Annotated in this window: 15 protein-coding genes and 1 pseudogene; 7 read left to right on the top strand and 9 right to left on the bottom strand. The window is 69.8% G+C overall.

Going from position 1 to position 16070, the window contains the following annotated elements; translation table 11 throughout:
- Positions 1 to 74 precede the first annotated feature (74 nt).
- The gene (locus E8A74_RS14730) at positions 75 to 842 is read right to left on the bottom strand and encodes a hypothetical protein (protein WP_136929634.1); all 768 of its coding nucleotides are present in this window, start codon (positions 840 to 842) and stop codon (positions 75 to 77) included.
- 291 nt (positions 843 to 1133) lie between these two features.
- Between E8A74_RS14730 and E8A74_RS14725 the strand changes: the two genes are divergently transcribed.
- Complete coding sequence (locus E8A74_RS14725) at positions 1134 to 1643, top strand: J domain-containing protein (RefSeq protein ID WP_136929633.1); 510 nt, start codon at positions 1134 to 1136, stop codon at positions 1641 to 1643.
- A gap of 336 nt (positions 1644 to 1979) precedes the next feature.
- Here the strand turns inward: E8A74_RS14725 and coaE are convergent, their stop codons facing one another.
- Genes coaE through E8A74_RS14695 form a run of 6 tightly spaced genes read right to left on the bottom strand, consistent with a single transcriptional unit; the run spans position 1980 to position 8352 of the window.
- Positions 1980 to 2594 (bottom strand): dephospho-CoA kinase, encoded by a 615-nt coding sequence (gene coaE, locus E8A74_RS14720; RefSeq protein ID WP_136929632.1) that lies wholly within the window; start codon positions 2592 to 2594, stop codon positions 1980 to 1982.
- A gap of 1 nt (position 2595) precedes the next feature.
- Complete coding sequence (locus E8A74_RS14715) at positions 2596 to 3165, bottom strand: NUDIX domain-containing protein (protein ID WP_136929631.1); 570 nt, start codon at positions 3163 to 3165, stop codon at positions 2596 to 2598.
- Positions 3162 to 3812, bottom strand: coding sequence for a cysteine hydrolase family protein (locus tag E8A74_RS14710; RefSeq protein WP_136929630.1), 651 nt, complete (start codon positions 3810 to 3812; stop codon positions 3162 to 3164). The genes E8A74_RS14715 and E8A74_RS14710 overlap by 4 nt, the downstream gene beginning before the upstream one ends.
- A 12-nt stretch (positions 3813 to 3824) precedes the next feature.
- Positions 3825 to 5213 (bottom strand): nicotinate phosphoribosyltransferase, encoded by a 1389-nt coding sequence (locus E8A74_RS14705; RefSeq protein ID WP_136929629.1) that lies wholly within the window; start codon positions 5211 to 5213, stop codon positions 3825 to 3827.
- Between the two features lie 32 nt (positions 5214 to 5245).
- A complete protein-coding gene (locus tag E8A74_RS14700) occupies positions 5246 to 6604 on the bottom strand; it encodes a cation:proton antiporter (protein ID WP_232379554.1) in 1359 nt (452 codons plus the stop codon).
- Positions 6586 to 8352 (bottom strand): glycoside hydrolase family 15 protein, encoded by a 1767-nt coding sequence (locus tag E8A74_RS14695; RefSeq protein WP_136929628.1) that lies wholly within the window; start codon positions 8350 to 8352, stop codon positions 6586 to 6588. The genes E8A74_RS14700 and E8A74_RS14695 overlap by 19 nt, the downstream gene beginning before the upstream one ends.
- Positions 8353 to 8564: 212 nt before the next feature.
- On the opposite strand from E8A74_RS14695, the gene E8A74_RS14690 reads away from it, so the two are divergent.
- Both E8A74_RS14690 and E8A74_RS14685 read left to right on the top strand, forming a co-directional pair.
- The gene (locus E8A74_RS14690) at positions 8565 to 9059 is read left to right on the top strand and encodes a MarR family winged helix-turn-helix transcriptional regulator (protein WP_136929627.1); all 495 of its coding nucleotides are present in this window, start codon (positions 8565 to 8567) and stop codon (positions 9057 to 9059) included.
- 5 nt (positions 9060 to 9064) lie between these two features.
- Entirely contained in the window at positions 9065 to 9451 is a 387-nt protein-coding gene (locus E8A74_RS14685) for a hypothetical protein (RefSeq protein ID WP_136929626.1), read from the top strand.
- Positions 9452 to 9779: 328 nt separating this feature from the next.
- Here the strand turns inward: E8A74_RS14685 and E8A74_RS52280 are convergent, their stop codons facing one another.
- Entirely contained in the window at positions 9780 to 10394 is a 615-nt protein-coding gene (locus E8A74_RS52280; protein WP_170229133.1) for a type II toxin-antitoxin system RatA family toxin, read from the bottom strand.
- 234 nt (positions 10395 to 10628) lie between these two features.
- On the opposite strand from E8A74_RS52280, the gene E8A74_RS14675 reads away from it, so the two are divergent.
- The 3 genes and pseudogenes from E8A74_RS14675 to E8A74_RS55895 form a co-directional block, all read left to right on the top strand.
- On the top strand, positions 10629 to 11789 hold the full coding sequence (locus E8A74_RS14675) for a hypothetical protein (protein ID WP_170229132.1): 1161 nt from the start codon (positions 10629 to 10631) through the stop codon (positions 11787 to 11789).
- 110 nt (positions 11790 to 11899) lie between these two features.
- Positions 11900 to 12721, top strand: a complete 822-nt coding sequence (locus E8A74_RS14670; protein ID WP_232379566.1) for a CDP-alcohol phosphatidyltransferase family protein — start codon at positions 11900 to 11902, stop codon at positions 12719 to 12721.
- 8 nt (positions 12722 to 12729) lie between these two features.
- A pseudogene (locus E8A74_RS55895) lies at positions 12730 to 13578 on the top strand (phosphatase PAP2 family protein); the annotation flags it as partial.
- 44 nt (positions 13579 to 13622) lie between these two features.
- Here the strand turns inward: E8A74_RS55895 and E8A74_RS14660 are convergent.
- Positions 13623 to 14321, bottom strand: coding sequence for a cob(I)yrinic acid a,c-diamide adenosyltransferase (locus E8A74_RS14660; protein WP_136929622.1), 699 nt, complete (start codon positions 14319 to 14321; stop codon positions 13623 to 13625).
- Positions 14322 to 14424: 103 nt separating this feature from the next.
- Between E8A74_RS14660 and E8A74_RS14655 the strand changes: the two genes are divergently transcribed.
- Positions 14425 to 16005, top strand: coding sequence for a hypothetical protein (locus E8A74_RS14655; RefSeq protein ID WP_136929621.1), 1581 nt, complete (start codon positions 14425 to 14427; stop codon positions 16003 to 16005).
- Positions 16006 to 16070 lie beyond the last annotated feature (65 nt).

Below are 16070 nucleotides of genomic sequence, written 5' to 3'. Positions count from 1 at the left end.
GGCTCATGTCCCGCAACGGCGGGCTCATGTCCCGCAACGGCGGGGTCATGTCCCGCAACGGCGGGAGCGTACGATCAAGGCGTGATGGTGAGGTTGTACGTGACGTCCAGCTCGAACGCCTGATCCGGCGCCGTCACGATCTTCGCGGTGAACCGGATCTCGTGGTCTCCAGCGGAGAGGGGCTTCAGCATGACCCAGAGGCCGTCGGCAGCGGCCATCCGCGTCGAGTCCACCGGCACGCCGCAAGAATTCTCCCGGATGGGGCCGCTGCAAGGGGTCCCGAAGATATCCTCGGCCTGGCTCGACGTGGGGTCGTCGAAGGTGGCCGTGTGCGCGCGTCGTTCCTCGAGGCCCGTGATGGCATTGCCATCGACTTCGAGCGTCGCCGTGACCTCGTAATCCTCGAAGAACGACGTAGCGACGTCGTGGATCTCAGTCTCCGACGTCAACGTTTCGCACATCTGGCTGGGGTCGATGGCGACATACTCCGGGCACGTCCGCGCGATGGAATTGACGATCGGGAAGAAGATCGCCTTTCCCGAGGGAACGGTGCAAGCGCGCGTGGTCTGGCCGCCCGTATTGCCCACCAGGAAAAACACGTCGCCCGTCTGGTCCTGGTCGCAAGGCCCCTCCAGGATCGGGTTTTCAGCCTTGGGGATCGAGAACGCCCATTGGAACCACGCCTCGGCCCACTGCTCGTACGTCTTGCCGAAAGGCTGCGCCTCGACGTCGTAAAGGTAATCAGGAGGAGGCGGCGGGGGCTCAGGGTCCTTCCCAGAGCACGCAAGCGCGAGCAACGCGAAGAGAGGGAGCAGCGATGCAGGAAGGATGTTTCGTTTCATGGAGACTCCACGTCAGCCGTAACGCACGCCCCGATGGGGCGGCGTTCACGAGAGATCTTCAAGGGCTGCACGCGGCATGCCAGGTTCGCCCGAGAGGAATCACCGCGGCACGACGCGAGCCCCCCCCTCGTCCACGCGTAACGGCGCCAAGACAGATGTCACGCCGCCGTGACAGCAAGGTGGTGCGCCCGCATGACAGCCGCTTCGGCGCCAAAGCTTAACCAAGCGACGCAGCGTCGAGCACGTGACAGCCCCCCACTTCACAGCCATCCTTCCCGCCAAAGTCCCCCCATGCCCGGCGTCGTCTCCATCACCACCACCAAGCGCCGCCGCTACCTCTGGTGCGCCTGGTGGACAGGCGAGCCGACACGCGCCCCCTTCCGCAAACCCGACGCCTCCTCCGGCGGCGCAAAAACCCTCGAAGAAGCGCGCAAACAAGCCGAGCGCGCCGCAGGCCAACCCCTCCGCGAAATCGAAGCCATCTGGGCACGCGCCTGGATCCGCGTGCAAGCCGGGCAACCCCCCTGGGTCGAATCCAAAACCCGCACCCACCACGAAGAACCCCCGCCCCAAGATTCACGACAAAAACGTCGCAGATCCACCCCCACCATCGCCGACCCCACCCTCTGCCCCTTCGAAGTCCTCGGCCTACCCAAAACCGCCTCCCCAGACGACATCCGCCGCGCCTTCCGTCGTCGCGCCCTGGAAACACACCCCGACCGAGGCGGCAACGCCGCCGCCTTCATCCGCGTCACCTGGGCCCGCGACGAAGCCACATTCCGAGCCGCCAAGCGGGTCTAGCCGGAGGCGTCGCGCCGGGGCGCTGCCCCGGACCCCGCGGGGGGCTGTCCGCCCCCTCGACCCCGGACCAGCGAGGCGCTGGACCCAGGGTTGAAAAACTGCGCGGTGCGCAGTTTTTCAAACAGGCCGACGAAGAACCCTGGTCGCCAGCAGAACCAGCAGCGCGGCCGTCTTCGAGCGCGACGCCGCTGCCGGTCTTGACCGGGCCTGTTCGATGAACTGCGCATCGCGCAGTTCATCGAGCTTGGGTCCAGCCCCTGGCTGGTCCGGGTGCAGGGGCGGACAGCCCCTGCTGGGGCCTGGGGCAACGCCCCAGCGCAACGCCTCGCGCCGAGCCTAGCTCGCGTCCGCCTTTGCGCGGATGGCGGCGAGGACCTCGTCGGCGCGTTGGATCGTTTGCTCCATCGTGCCGCTCGTGTCGATCACGTAGTCGGCGACCTTTACCTTTTCTGCGACGGGCATTTGTGCGCGGATGCGTGCGAGGGCGGCTTTCTCGTCGACGCCGTCGCGCTCCATCGTGCGCGTGACCTGGATGGCTTCGGGTGCGCTTACCACGACGAGTGGGCGAAAGGCGTCTGTCAGCCCGTTCTCTACGAGCAGCGCGGCCTCGTAACATGCGAGGGGCTCGCCGCGCTGCGCGAGTTCTTGCGCGAGCATCATCGTCCGCGCTCCGATGCGTGGGTGCAGGATGCGGTTCAGGGCGCGACGCTTCTCCTCGTCGCCGAACACGATGGAACCGAGCTTGCTGCGATCGAGGGTTCCGTCGTGCCGGAGCACGCCTTCGCCGAACAGCTTGATGATTTCTGTGAGCCCGCTCGTCCCCGGCGCGACGGCCTGACGCGCGACCACGTCTGCGTCGATCACCTGCACGCCTTGCTCGCGGAAGCGCGCTGCGACCGTGCTCTTGCCGCACGCGATCCCGCCTGTCAGGCCGAAGAATACGAACGCCATATCAATCTCGCGAGAGCGCCGTCTCGATCGCTCGCTGCGCCTCTTCTCCTGACATGGGTTGGCCGAAGAGCAGCGGCCCTAGCATGTCCGAGCTTGCTTCGAGCCGCGCGATCGCGCGCGCGAGGATCTCGTCGTGATCGAATGCGAGCGGGCCTGCCTCCTCGCCGTCGGCCGTGAGCGCCACGCGACCACGCTCGTCCAGGCGGATCGAGAAGAACTTCGCGGCGCGCGCGTCGTCGCCGCCCTTTGCCTCGCCGCGCCGGTTGGCAGGGAGAATCGCGACGTGCGCGACGCTCACGACCCATCCGCGTGGATCACGGCCTGGCCGCGAGAACACGCCGAGCTCGACCATCGGCAGATCTCGAATGCCTGTCTCTTCCACGAGCTCGCGCGCCGCGCTCTCGCGCACTGTCTCCAAGGGCTCGCAGAATCCGCCGGGGACTGCCCACCGCCCTGCGAACGGATCCTTGCCGCGCTGGATGAGCAGCACGGAGATGCGGCCCGTGTCGTCGAGCGAGAACGTCACGACGTCCGCGGTCAGGCTCGGCTTCGGGTACTCCTTGTCGCTCACGGGGTCACCTGGGACGACGTCGCGAGTTTCACGCCTGCGGCGCGCATCTCCTGCAGCGCCTTTGCGACGCCCTCCTCCGTGATGCCCGCGCTCGCATCGGTGACGAGCGTCGTCGTGTACCCGCGCTCCGCGAGCCCGAGCGCGGCGGCGCGCACGCAGTAGTCCGTGGCCACGCCGAAGACCACGAACGAGAGAGGCTCGCCGTACCGCTCGGCGAGCGCCTTCACGAACGGATCGGCGAGCGGATTCACGAAGAGGCTGTAGACCTCCTTCTCGAAGTACACGCCCTGCGTCTCGCCGCGGACCACCTCGTCCACGATGGGCGCGATCGGCGCGGACGCCACGTTCGGCACGAACCGGAAGCGCGGCGGCAGCGTGCCATCCACCTTCAGCCAGCCCGGCGTGCCCTTCACGCAGTGCTCCGGGAAATTGGGCTTCTCCCCGTTCGGACCCGTGGCGCTCGTGGAGGCGAACTCCCACGCGTCCCAGGCGTGCGAGTCGACCGAGCCGAGGATCGGGATGTGGCGCGCGACCGCGTACGCGACGAGCCTCCGCATCGCGTCGGTCGGTGATCCTTTCACGTAAAGCGAGCCGCTTGGCTCGCAGAAATCCCGCTGCACGTCCACGTCGACGAAAATCGTTCGCATGCCCCTTCCCTCCTACGTCGCAGCCCCGACAACCCGGGCGCGTACATCCTCCACGAGCTCGAGCAGCCGCGCAGAAGGCACGGGGCGGAACGGCTCGTCCGTGCGCTCCGGAGGCGGCGGCGCCTCGTCGAGCACGTGGAGCGCCCCCGGCAAACGCGCTAGCTCCCGCGTCACCCGCGCCCGCACCACGTCGAGCCCCTCGGCCGGCTCCACGCGTGCTCCGCTCTTCATGCGCGGCACGAGCAGCGCCTCGGGCTCCCCTTCGCCGAGCCCGCGCGGGTCCTCGTCCGCGAGCGCGATCACGTCGCGCGCGAGCACGCCCGCGCCGTCCACGAAGCGGTAGACCTGGTGCGGCCCCGGGAACGTGGCCTTGCCCTCGGAGAACTTGCAGATCGGGACGACGCCCCTCCCCTCCTGCTCGATCTCGACGAGCTTGTAGACGCCGCCGAGCGCGGGCGAGTCGATGCTCGCCACGACGTCCGTACCCACGCCGTACAGATCGATCGGCGCGCCCGCGCGGACGAGCGCTTCGATCTTGTACTCGTTGAGATCCCCCGACGCGACGATCTTCGCCGACGTACAGCCCGCCGCGTCCAGGATGGGCCGCACCGCGCGCGAGAGCGCGAGCAGATCGCCCGAGTCGAGGCGCACGCCCTTCAGCTTGTCCTTGGCGATCCGCGCGGCGCGCTCGGCCCCCCGAAGCGTGTCGTACGTGTCGATGAGCAGGATCGACGCGCTCGGGAACGTGGCGACGTAGTTCTCGAACGCCTCCTCCTCCGTCGCGTGCGCCATCGTCCAGATGTGCGCGGCCGTGCCCATCACGGGGATGCCGAAGCGCTTGCCCGCCTCCACGTTCGACGTGCCCACGAACCCCGCGGCATACGCGCTACGCGCTGCGTCGACGGCTGCCTCCGGGTGCGTGCGCCGCGTGCCGAACTCGATGACGCCTGCGCCGCCCGCCGCGCGCACCACGCGTGCAGCCTTCGACGCGATCATCGTCGCGTGGTTCATCGCCGAGAGCAGGAACGTCTCGACGATCTGCGCCTCGATGATCGGCGCCGAGATCCGCACGAGTGGCTCGTTCGCGAACACCACCGTGCCCTCGCGGACGGCCGCGACGTCGCCCCGGAACCGGAAGCGCCGCAGGTACTCGACGAACGGCTCGGTCATCGCGTCGCGCAGCGCCGGGACGTCCCGCAGGTAGCGGATCTCGTCCTCGGTGAAGGAGAGGGTCTCGAGGTAGCCGAGGAGCCGCTCGATCCCCATCGCGAGGAGGTAGCGCCGGTGCCGCGGCAAGCGGCGCACGAACATCTCGCACGTCGCGCGCCTGTCTTGCATGCCGCGGTGGAAGTACCCCGCGGCCATCGTGAGCTGGTAGAGGTCGGTGCGCAGGGCGTCCACGAGATCGGTGTTACGAGCACCGCCTCGTCGGGTCAATGCGCGTCGTGTGCGCCGGGGATCGGAGGCTTGGGCGACTTCGCCGCGCGTCGGGACAGGCTCCACTTGAGCGCGGGCGGCGTGAACATCGTGGTGACGATGACCATGGCCACGACGGCCGAGAAGACCGCGCCGGAGATCACGGGCTTGCCGCCCACCGTGAGCGTCTGGCCGATGTTGGCGAAGATGAGCCCGACCTCGCCGCGCGGGACCATGCCGACGCCGATGGTCAGCCGATCGATCCCCTTGCCCACGCCGAGCGAGCACGCCTGCTTGCCGAGGATCGCCGCGACCGTGAGCGCCGCCGCGAGCAGCGGCACGCCCGGCTGCCCGAAGGCGCCGAGGTCCGTGCGCGCGCCCATGAGCACGAAGAAGATCGGCACGAGGAACGACGAGATCGGCTGAACGAGGTGCTCCAGCGTGGACTCGCCGCGCGCCGTGAAGTCGCGGAAGTGCAGGTCTTCGAGCACGAGGCCCGCGGCGAACGCGCCGACGATCGGGGCGAGGCCGATGAGGCCCGCGAGCCATGAGAGGAAGAAGCAAAACGCGAGGCCGAGCGCGAGCAGGACGCCGCGGGCGCGGAGGCGCGAGGCCACGGAGAAGAGGCGCCGAGAGAGCTTGGCGCCGATCACGAGCGAGCCGACGAGGAACACGAGGGCCTTGCCGAACACGATCCCGATCTCGCCGTAGCTCATCGCCCCGCCGCGATCGGCCGCGCCGAGGATGCCCGTGACGACCGCGAGGATCACGAGCCCGAGCACGTCGTCGATGACGGCCGCGCCGAGGATGATGCGCGCCTCCGCGCTCTGCGACGCCTTCAGGTCCTGCAGCACGCGCGCCGTGATGCCGACGCTCGTCGCGGTGAGCGTCGCGCCGAGGAAGGCGTGCACGTACGGGCTCGCCTCCGGCAGGAGCCACGCGCCGAAGAGCCAGCCGAGCGCGAAGGGCGCGACCACGCCGAGCGTCGCGACGAAAAAGCTCGTGACGCCCACCTTCAGCATCTGCGCGACCGTCGATTCGAGCCCGACCTCGAAGAGGAGCACGAGCACGCCGATCCGCGAGAGCATGTCGATGCTCGCGTCCGTCTTGATCGGTTCGAACGCCGAGACCCCGAGCGCGCCGAGGTTGCCGAGGATCACGCCGGCGACGAGCTCGCCGAGCACCGCGGGCTGCCCAACACGAACGGCGAGATCCCCGCCGAGCTTGGCCGCCGCGAGGATCACCGCGAGGTAGAGGACGACGGCGCCGATCGGATCGGCGTGCGCGCTCCCCTCGGATCCGAGCGCGATCGAGGGAAGGAGCGCGCCGACGAGGACGGCGAGGAGGAGGCTTGTCTTTAGAGGATGTCGGACCACGGAGGAGACGACGCGAACGCTGCGTGGATGAGGCCCACGTGGGAGTAGGCCTGGGGGAAATTACCCCACATCCGCAGCGTGCGGGTCTCGTAGTCTTCGGATAGCAGCCCCACCGGCGAGAGCGCGGAGCGCGCGCGATCGAGCACCTCGCGCGCCTCGGCCTTGCGGCCCACGGTCGCGAGCGCCTCGACGAGCCAGAAGGTGCAGATGATGAACGCCACGCTCGTCTCGCCGAACTCGTCGCCGCGATACCGCATGAGCCAGCCGCCCTGGGACAAGCGATCGCGGATCGCGTCGATCGTCCCGTGCAGGCGGGGATCGTTCGGCGGCAAGAAACGGAGCGGCGCCATCTGCAGGAGCGCCGCGTCGAGCTCCTCGCCGCCGTAACTCGACACGAACGAGTTCAGGTCCGAGCGCCAAGCCTTCTCCACGATCTCGGCGCGGATGCGCTCGGCCGCGGCGCGATAATGGTTCGCCCGCGCAGGCCGGTGGCGCTCGGCGACGCGCGCCATGCGGTCGGCGGCGCAAAAGCACATGAGGCTCGAAAAGGTCTGCGGCCGCGCGTCCGAGCGGAACTCCCAGATCCCCGCGTCCGGCGTGCCCGCGACCTCGATCGCCTTCTGCGTGAGCCGCTCCAGGAGATCGAGCCCGTGCGTCGATCGTTCGGCGACGAAACGATCGTCGAGGAAGACGGGCGCGAGCGCGAGGACCATCTCCCCGAAGACGTCGTGCTGGAGCTGCGTGGCCGCCGCGTTGCCGACGCGCACAGGCCCCTGCCCTTCGTAGCCCGGCCACGCATCGAGGATGGACTCTTCGAGATCGGGCGTGCCGTCGACACGATAGAGCGGGCCGAGCGAGAGCGAGGGCGCAGCCGAGGCGGCGATGTTGAAGAGGTACTGGATGAACTGCTCGCGCTCCTCGAAGTGCCCGAGCAGGCGGAACGCCGCGAGCGCGTAGTACGCGTCGCGCAGCCAGCAATAACGATAGTCCCAGTTGCGCCCGCTGCCCGGCGCCTCGGGGATGCTCGTCGTCATGGCCGCGACGATCGCGCCCGTGTCCTCGAAGCAGTGCAGCTTGAGCGCGAGCGCCGAGCGGATGACCTCCTGCTGGAAGAGCGGCGGGATGTCGCAGTGCATGACCCAGCGCTCCCAGTACCGCTGCGTTTGCCCGAGGAAGTGCTCACAAGCGGTCGGGAGCGAGTCCTCGAGCGGCGGGCCCCAGGCGAGCACCAAGTGCTTCTTGCCCGTGAGCGCGAACGGGATGTCGGTCACGTACGAGAGCGGGATGTCCGTCGTCAAGCGGAGCGGAGCCGCGAAGCCCTCGTACCGGATGTGGTTCGACCCGACGAGCCGGCCCGGCGTCCCCTTGCCCCAGCCGAGGCGCGGCTCACAGCGGACACGCACGCGGGGCGTGCCCTCGAGCGGCTCGACGATCCGCACGATCATCGTCGGCCGAAAGAACCGGTCCTTCTGGAAGTAACGCGGCGCGAAGTCGAGGACCCGGAACGCGCCCGAGGGGGAGCGGAAGGTCGTCTCGAGGATGTTTGTGTTCGGAAGATATCGCTGCACGCCCGGCTCCCCCCCCGCCGGCCCCACGGTGAAGACACCCCCCCCCTGCTCATCGAGCAAAGAGGAGAAGACCGGCTCGGCGTCGAAGCGCGGCAGGCAACACCACACGATCGACCCCGAGCGGTCTATCAGCGCGGAATATTGGCAGTTTCCGATGACGGCAAGATCTTCGAGTCGCACCGGTCAAGGATGGCCTGCCCGTCGTTGCCGCTCAAAAGGAAAACCGTCGGAGCAAAAAACGATCGTCCGGGGGAACCTTCCTGCGTTTCATTCCGACGGGTCGTCTGGCGCCGCCGCGCGAACACTGCGCGGTGCACCCCTTCGACGATCTCGATCGACGGGGCGAGGTGGGCTAGCGTGGCTCGCTTGGCGGAAAGGGAATCGGCTCGGTCATGAGCGCAGCACCCAGCGAAAAGAGCGAAAAGAAGAAGCAGAAGGCGGACAAGGCCGAGAAGCTCGGCGAGGTCCTGGATTTCATGCGCCTGCTCTGGGCCGTGGATCACGCCCTGCAGTCGATGTCGAAGCGCATGGAGGCGTCGCTCGGCGTCACGGGGCCGCAACGCCTCGTGATCCGGATCGTGGGGCGCTTCCCGGGCATCTCGGCAGGCGAGCTCGCGAGCGTGCTGCACATCCATCCGAGCACGCTCACGGGGATCCTCAAACGCCTCGAAGGCCGCAGCATCATCGGTCGCAAGCCCGATCCGGACGACGCGCGGCGCGCGCTCTTCGAATTGACAGCGCGCGGGCGCGAGCTCGACGGCCTGAAGATCGGAACCGTGGAGTCGATCGTGCGGCGCTCGCTCGCGAAGCTCCCGCCGCGCAAGGTCGGCTCGGCGCGCGACGTGCTCCACGCGCTCGCGATGGCCCTCCTCGAAGAGAAAGAGTAACCCGCATGCGAGAGCTCCGCGTCGCGCTCATCTTCTCCATGCTCCTCGCCGCGTGCGGCGGGGAGGATCCGGATCTCACGCCCTTGCCCGACGACGGAAGGTTCCGCCCACCGGCGAGCGGCGAACGCACGACCGAGGCGCTCGCGTGCAATACGCTCCTCGACGCGCACAGCAAGCGGATGGGCACGCTCGGCTGCTTCGGCACGTCACGCACGTGCCCAGGCTTTTTGCGCGCGGAGTTCGGCGCCGAGTGCCTGGAATACGACAAGGGCAGCGTCGACGGCTGCCTCGAGTTCTACGCAGCGCAGACGACGTGTGACGAGATCAAGGTCGCGCTCGAAGGCTGCGTGATCACGGCCTACACAGGCACGACGCCCGCCGGCTGTCCGTAGTTCGCTGGGGCTTTGCCCCAGGCCCCAGGAGGGGGCTATCCGCCCCCTCCACCCCGGACCAGCGAGGCGCTGGACCCCGGGTCGATGAACTGCGCGGTGCGCAGTTCATCGAGCAGCCGTTGGCAAGACCGGCGACGAGCCTGCCAACCGAGACAGCCGCGCTGCGGGTTCGGCTGGCAGCCCGGCTTCTTCGTCGGCCCGTTTGAAAAACTGCGTGGAGCGCAGTTTTTCAACCCTCGGTCCAGGCTGTGCCTGGTCCGGGTCGAGGGGCGGACAGCCCCCGCGGGGTCCGGGGCAGCGCCCCGGCGCGACGCCTTCGCCAGGTGCCTCAGCGTTTTCCTTCCACGAACGATCGCATCGCGCGGACGCCTTTGCTCGCGCCTTGAAGGTTTTCCGTGTTGAGCAGGCTTGCTGGGAGGGGCAGACGTGGCAGCAGGAAGACCTCGAGTTCGAGCTCGGTGCGCGTGGCGTCGAGGGGGCGTAGACGCCAGACGGCGTGGAAGTCCTTCACGTTGCCCTCGAGCATCGAGACGTCGTAGGTCTCGATGCCGCCGGCTGTGCTCGCGAGCTTGCGTACGGCCATCCGTGCCCAGAAGCGCGCGGCTCCGTGCAGGGCGGTGACCTCCATGTAGATCTCGCGGTCTCCGCTCTTTGTGCGGCCGAGGATCTTCGAGCGGCTGTAGTGCGGCATGAAGCGCGCGTAGTCCCCGAAGGCGAGCACCTGCGCGCGCACCACGTCGATCGGGGCGGCCACGATCACCTTCGCGCGCCCTCGCACGAGGTTGGATCCTGGGATCGGGACGGCGACGGCCATCGCGTTTGCTGCCGTGGAGGCGGCGGCTCGTGCGGGCTCCGCCACCGCCTCCCCGCCCCCGAACACCCCCATCAGCCCCAGCGCCCCGAACCACCGGAAGCGCACCCCGCCGCGCGTTCGATGCTGCATGCGATCGATTGTGGTCCAATAAACACATCCACGCACATGCGTGGCGTGTGAACGGATGGATCCGTTGCCAGCGCGCGGCGTGGCCTGAGACAAGTAACACCGCATACTGAAACGAATCATGGTCCGGAGGTCCAGACGGGGGGATGTGGTGCGTGGACCCGCGCGTGAACCGCGTGGCGTGGCGTGCGCGTGCTGCCGCCCCGGATCGCCGGCGCGTGGACAAGGGGGGTACCTATGATTCGAATGTCCTTGATGTTTTTGTCCGGGCTCGCGGCGGCGCTCGGGGTCCTCGGTTGTGGCGGCGACGAGACGCCGGCGCCGCCCGGGACGAAGCCGCCGGAGCCGCCGGTGACGACCGACGCGGGGCCGGGCGTCGAAGAGGCGGCGTGTGCGCCGCTCGGCGGGACGGTGGTGGTGAGCCAGGAGGACGGAATCACGCCCTCGATCCTCTGGACGAACGGGAGCTACCTCCTCGCTTGGCAGACACGCACGGGCGGGACGGAGGAGGTGCGGGTCGCGCGGATCGGCACGGACGGCAGTGTGTCGCCTGCGCACGCCGTGGCGACGCTCGCGGGATCGCATGCGCTTCCCACGCTGCAGGCGACGAGCAGCGGGCCGATGGTCACGTGGGAGGACACGGGACCGTCGGGGATCGTGATCCAGGCGCACATGCTCGGCGCGGACGGGACGCCGACGGGGCAGCCGATCCAGCTCGGCACGAGCGACGCGTCGGAGGCGCGGCCTGCGACGGCGCCGATGTCGGGCGGGCTCGCGGTCGCGTGGATGGAGACGCCGGGCGCGCGGCTCGGGCTCGTGAGCGGCGCGGGCATGAGCTCCACGACGGCGCTGCCCGGGGCGCGTTTTCCGGCGCTCGCGAGCCACGGTGGCGAGCTCGCCGTCGTGTGGAGCACGGGCTCCGATCTCTCGATCGCGCGGACGACGGGCATGCCCGGTGGGCAGGTGGCGGGGACGGTGGTGCGAACGGGCGCCGGCGAGGCGCGGGTGCCGAGCGTGGCGATCGACGCGAGCGGAGCCTCGCTCGTCGCCTGGGAGGACACGCGCGAGGGCGAGGAGCGCATCTATCTCGCGCGCGTCTCCGCGAGCGGCGCGAAGCAAGACGAGGTGCGCGTCGAGGACGCGGAAGGCAGCGCGAACTGGCCCGCCGTGGCCGTCATGGGCGAGCGCGCGGCCATCGCCTACTACCAGTTCCAGGGCGGTCCGCCGTCGATCTTCCTGGCCGTCTTCGGGCCAGGGCTCGCGCGTAACGGCGCGACGCTCCGCGTCTCGGGCAAAAACGCGCGCTACCCGGCTGTCACGTTCACGGGCAGCGAGCTCGGCGTGGCGTGGGCGGAGAAGGACGCGGGCATCCGGATGCGTCGGGTCGCCTGCGACTGACGCGCGTCCCCCTCGGGACAGCGCTCGAGCGAGCAAACCATTCCGCGCGCCCGCCTGAAATCCGCGCAGCGGGGGCGGGCGCGCCTCGTGCACCAGCGGACGTCGTGACCATGGTCATCACGCTCGTGGCGCTTCTTCTGTGCACGATGGTGGTCGCGGCTTACGCGACGCACGTGGCCCGCTCGGGACGGGCGGCGCACCCGCGCCTCGGTCCCTCGCCCGGCAGCGCGCTCCTGCCCGGCTGGCTCGTCGAGGCTTTTTACTGGGCGATGCACGCGCCGGGACGGGCGCTCATCGCGCTGCACGTCTCGCCGGACGCATGCACCTACGCCTCGCTCGTGTTCTGCTGCGCGAGCCTGCCGCTCGCAGCGACGGGCCGCTTCGCCGAGGCCGCGGCCGTGGTGATCGTGGGCTCGGTGCTCGATGCCCTGGACGGCATGGTGGCGCGCGCGCGGGGCGTCGCGTCGCCCTCGGGCGCGGTGCTCGACTCGTTCGTCGATCGCATCGCGGACGCGGCGCCCTTCGTCGGCCTCGCGATCTACTACCGGCACAACGTCGTCTCGCTCGTCATCCCGCTCGCGGCAATGGTCGCCTCGTCGCTCGTGAGCTACGCGCGGGCGAAGGCCGATCAGCACAAACTCGTGCTCCCGAATGGCCTCATGCGCAGGCACGAGCGTGTCGTGTACCTGTCGGCGTCGCTCCTCCTCGGGCCGCTCGTCCCGTCCACGAATTTGCTCGGCGGCCTGCCTCGCCCGCTCACGCTCGTGGGCGTGGGCCTCGTGGCGGTCGTGGGCACGCTCGCGTCGATCATGCTCGTCGCGCGGACCCGCGCGGCGCTGCGGGATCCCGAGCCCACGACCTCGAAGCGCGCGGGCAAGTCGTTCGCGCGGAAGGGCGAAGGCGCGCGAGGACCTCTCCCCGTCGAGCACTGAGGCGAGCCATGAGGGCGCGAGCGCGCGCGCGCTGGGGGTTTGGTTTCTTCCTGCCGGCGTTCCCCTGGATCGGATACGCGGCGCTCGTCGTGGCCGTCGACCGGCCGCGCTGGGACATCCTCCTCGTCGCGGCCCTCGCCACCACCGCGGCCTACGGCGGCGCGCGCGTGCGTCGCTTCTACCTCGCCGCGATCCCGGCGCTCACGCTCTTCCTCCTGTACGACGCGCTCCGGTACCTGTGGCCCGTCAGCGTCTCGGCGTCGCGTGTCCTCGGCTGCGAGCTACGCGACGTCGAGCTCGTGTTCTTCGGCGTGGGCGTGCGCGGCATGATCGTCACGCCGAACGAGTGGCTCGCGGGCCTCGCGAACCCCGCGCTCGATCTGCTCTGTGCCCTGCCCTACGGCGCGTACCTCGGCATCATGGCCGCGCAGTACGCCCACCTTTGCGTGAAACGACCCGACGCGGCGCGGCGCTTCGCAACGCTCGCGCTCGGCACGCACGTCCTCGGCTTCGCCACGTACCTGCTCCTGCCGGCGGCGCCGCCCTGGTACGTGGCCACGCACGGCTGCGCGATCGATCTCGCCGCCCACGGCTCGCCGGCCGCGCTCACGCGGGTCGACGCATGGCTCGGGTACGGCACCTTCGCCTCGCTCTACGGGCACGGCGCCGTGGTCTTCGGCGCCCTCCCCTCGCTGCACGTCACATATCCGCTCTACGGCTTGATCGCGACGTTCCGCACGGCGAGCGCGCCCTCGCGCGCCCTGCAGATTGCCTACGCGCTCGTGATGCCGTTCGCCGCGGTCTACCTCGGGCACCACTACGTGATCGACGTCGTGCTCGGCCTCGCGTACGTGGCGCTCGTGTACGGCCTCTCCCTCGTGGTGGGCGAGGCCTCGTTTCGTCAGCGCGCCTTCGACTGGCCCGTCGCTGACTTGTCCGGCTCCCAGAGCACCTCGCCCGTGCCGAGATGGAGCGCCACGAAGCGGCTCCAGACGAAAAGCGCGTCGCTCAGGCGGTTCAGGTAGGTCACGGCGAGCGGATCGACCTCCGTCTGCCGGGCGAGCGAGACGCAGAGCCGCTCGGCGCGCCGGCACACCGTCCGGCAGACGTGCAGGTCGGTGTTCGCGCGGGAGCCGCCCGGCAGCACGAACGAGCGCAGGATCGGAAGCTCCTCCTGGCAACGATCCATCTCGGCTTCGAGCCGCTCCACGTCCGCGGCCGTCACCCGGGGCTGACGCGGGTGCACGTCCTCGGGCAACGTGGCGAGCAGCGAGCCCAGGTTGAAGAGCTCGTGCTGGACCCGACAGAGCGTATCGGAGAGCTCCCCGAGCGCCGCCGCGCTCTCGGGGCGCATCTTGTCCGCGGCGAGCCCCTCCAGGATCGACTGCCGGGCCGCGCCGACGAACGCGTTCAGCTCGTCGACCGTCCCGTAGGCCTCGATCCGCGCGTCGTCCTTGGGCACCCGCTGCCCGCCCACGAGGCCCGTATCGCCCGTGTCCCCCTTCTTCGTGTAGACCCGGTTGATGGTGACCCGCGGCTTGTTGAAGGTGCGGGCGCCCTCCGTGGGGGCCTGCCCCTCCTCTTTCGACTCGTCCGCCATGGCCTGGCCGTCGTAGGACGCCGGGGCAGGCCGGTCAAGCCGAGAGGGTTCGGCGCTCGCGCGAGTTGACGATCGAGGATGTGGGATGGGAGAGTCCCGCGTCATGCGAAAGAGCGTCCGTTCCCTCCCGAGCACCACGCAGCGCGTCGCGACGATCCTCGCGCGCTTCGCGGCCGCGGCCTCCCTCGCCGCGACCTTCGTCGCGTGCGGCCCGCCGCCGGCGCCCGCGAAGCCGCCGGAGAGCGCGGAAGAGCGCGCCGAGAAGGCCAAGATCGAAAACGCCAAGAAGCTCATGGAGAAGGCCGACGAGGCCTACAACGCGAAGGACTTCGACGAGGCGCGCAAGCTCCTCGGCCAGGCGAAGGACCTCAACGTCGAGTCGCTGAGCTTCCAGATCGCCGAGCAGCTCGAGAGGGTCGACAAGCGCCACGCCAAGCTCTGGGCGAACGAGATCGAGGCGTCGCTCAAGGACGGCGACTGCAAGGGCGCGTTCGGCGAGATCGCGGGCCCGATGCGGGATCTGGAGAGCGAGGTCTTCGTGCGCGAGCTGCGACGGCTCATCGGCGCGCAGGCCCTCGCGTGCGTGCAAGGTCGGATCGACGAGGCCACGACGGCGGGCAAGTTCGCCGCCGCGCGCGCGCTCGTCGGCGCGGAGGACACGAAGACGGTGCTCGGCGGCGCCGCGCAGAAGAAGCTCGTGACCGAGGTCGACACCACGATCTTCGAGGCGAAGAAGGCCTCGCTCGAAGAGCCGCTCAAGGCCAAGCACTGGGCCGACGCGCTCGCGAAGATCGACGAGGCGCAGAAGAGCGGCGACATCAGCGACGAAGGCGCCAAGGGCCTGCTCGGCGTGGTGCGCGCGGCGATCACGCCCGAGATCGCGGGCCTTTCGGCGCGGTCCGTGGGCCAGGGCCGCGAGGCGCCGAAATCGCTCGAAGAGGTCGATCGGCTCATCAAGCTCGTGCGCTGGGAGATCGTGGGCCCAGACGGGGCGCCCGTCGCCAAGGACAAGGCGGCGCCGGAGGTCGTGGCGAAGAAGCGCCAGGCGCTCGCGGTCTGGGTCGAGGCCCAGCGCGTGAAGATGAAGCCCGCCAAGAAGGCCGAGAAGCGCTGGGCGCACGGCAAGATCGCGGTCCTGCCCGCGGCGAAGAGCGACGCGCCCTCGAAGCGCGACCTCGCGCCCGCGACCGAGGTGTGGGTCCTCGGACAAACGAAGGACCTCGCGCTCGTCACGGACGTCGATCCGGCGAACGCCTCGCTCGACGTGCAGCTCGAGCGCGCCGTCGGCTGGGCGCCGCTCGCGCGGCTCGCCGCGAAGAACACGACCGACTGGATCCCGCCGGACGATCAGCTCGTCGGCACGCGTGTCTGGGCGCCGCTCCGCCCGGGCGAGGCGAACCTCGAGCTCGGCACGGTCTCGGCCGTGAAGGGGCAGGACGTCACGGTCAAGCGCCTCGCCGACGACAAGGAGATGGTCGTCAAGCGCGGCACGTTGCGCATCGGCCGCCTCCTGCCGGGCGCGAAGCTCGTCGCGTTCTGCCAGGCGAAGACGCAGATCGTCACGCTCGAAGAGGTCCTGCCCGATCAGCGCACGGTGAAGCTCGTGTGCGAGGGCGGCTTGCGCAAGGACGAGGTCCTGCCCGGCCTGCGCGCGCGCCCCGAGGACCTGCCCGCGCCCAAGTGAGCAAGGACCCGCCACGTGCCGAGGGCGGCTCCACGGGCCACCCTTGACGGCACGTTGTCTCCGAA

The sequence above is a fragment of the Polyangium fumosum genome (genome assembly GCF_005144585.1).
Taxonomy (GTDB): domain Bacteria; phylum Myxococcota_A; class Polyangia; order Polyangiales; family Polyangiaceae; genus Polyangium; species Polyangium fumosum.
This window is presented reverse-complemented; position numbering and strand designations above follow the sequence as displayed.

Excerpts from the sequence above, each read along its gene's own strand:
- E8A74_RS14685 (WP_136929626.1), top strand. The coding sequence starts at position 9,065 with ATGCGAGAGCTCCGCGTCGCGCTCATCTTCTCCATGCTCCTCGCCGCG.
- E8A74_RS14655 (WP_136929621.1), top strand. The coding sequence starts at position 14,425 with ATGCGAAAGAGCGTCCGTTCCCTCCCGAGCACCACGCAGCGCGTCGCG.
- E8A74_RS14670 (WP_232379566.1), top strand. The coding sequence starts at position 11,900 with ATGGTCATCACGCTCGTGGCGCTTCTTCTGTGCACGATGGTGGTCGCG.
- E8A74_RS14675 (WP_170229132.1), top strand. The coding sequence starts at position 10,629 with ATGATTCGAATGTCCTTGATGTTTTTGTCCGGGCTCGCGGCGGCGCTC.
- E8A74_RS14710 (WP_136929630.1), bottom strand. The coding sequence starts at position 3,812 with ATGCGAACGATTTTCGTCGACGTGGACGTGCAGCGGGATTTCTGCGAG.
- E8A74_RS14660 (WP_136929622.1), bottom strand. The coding sequence starts at position 14,321 with ATGGCGGACGAGTCGAAAGAGGAGGGGCAGGCCCCCACGGAGGGCGCC.
- E8A74_RS14730 (WP_136929634.1), bottom strand. The coding sequence starts at position 842 with ATGAAACGAAACATCCTTCCTGCATCGCTGCTCCCTCTCTTCGCGTTG.
- E8A74_RS52280 (WP_170229133.1), bottom strand. The coding sequence starts at position 10,394 with ATGCAGCATCGAACGCGCGGCGGGGTGCGCTTCCGGTGGTTCGGGGCG.
- E8A74_RS14690 (WP_136929627.1), top strand. The coding sequence starts at position 8,565 with ATGAGCGCAGCACCCAGCGAAAAGAGCGAAAAGAAGAAGCAGAAGGCG.
- E8A74_RS14725 (WP_136929633.1), top strand. The coding sequence starts at position 1,134 with ATGCCCGGCGTCGTCTCCATCACCACCACCAAGCGCCGCCGCTACCTC.
- coaE (WP_136929632.1), bottom strand. The coding sequence starts at position 2,594 with ATGGCGTTCGTATTCTTCGGCCTGACAGGCGGGATCGCGTGCGGCAAG.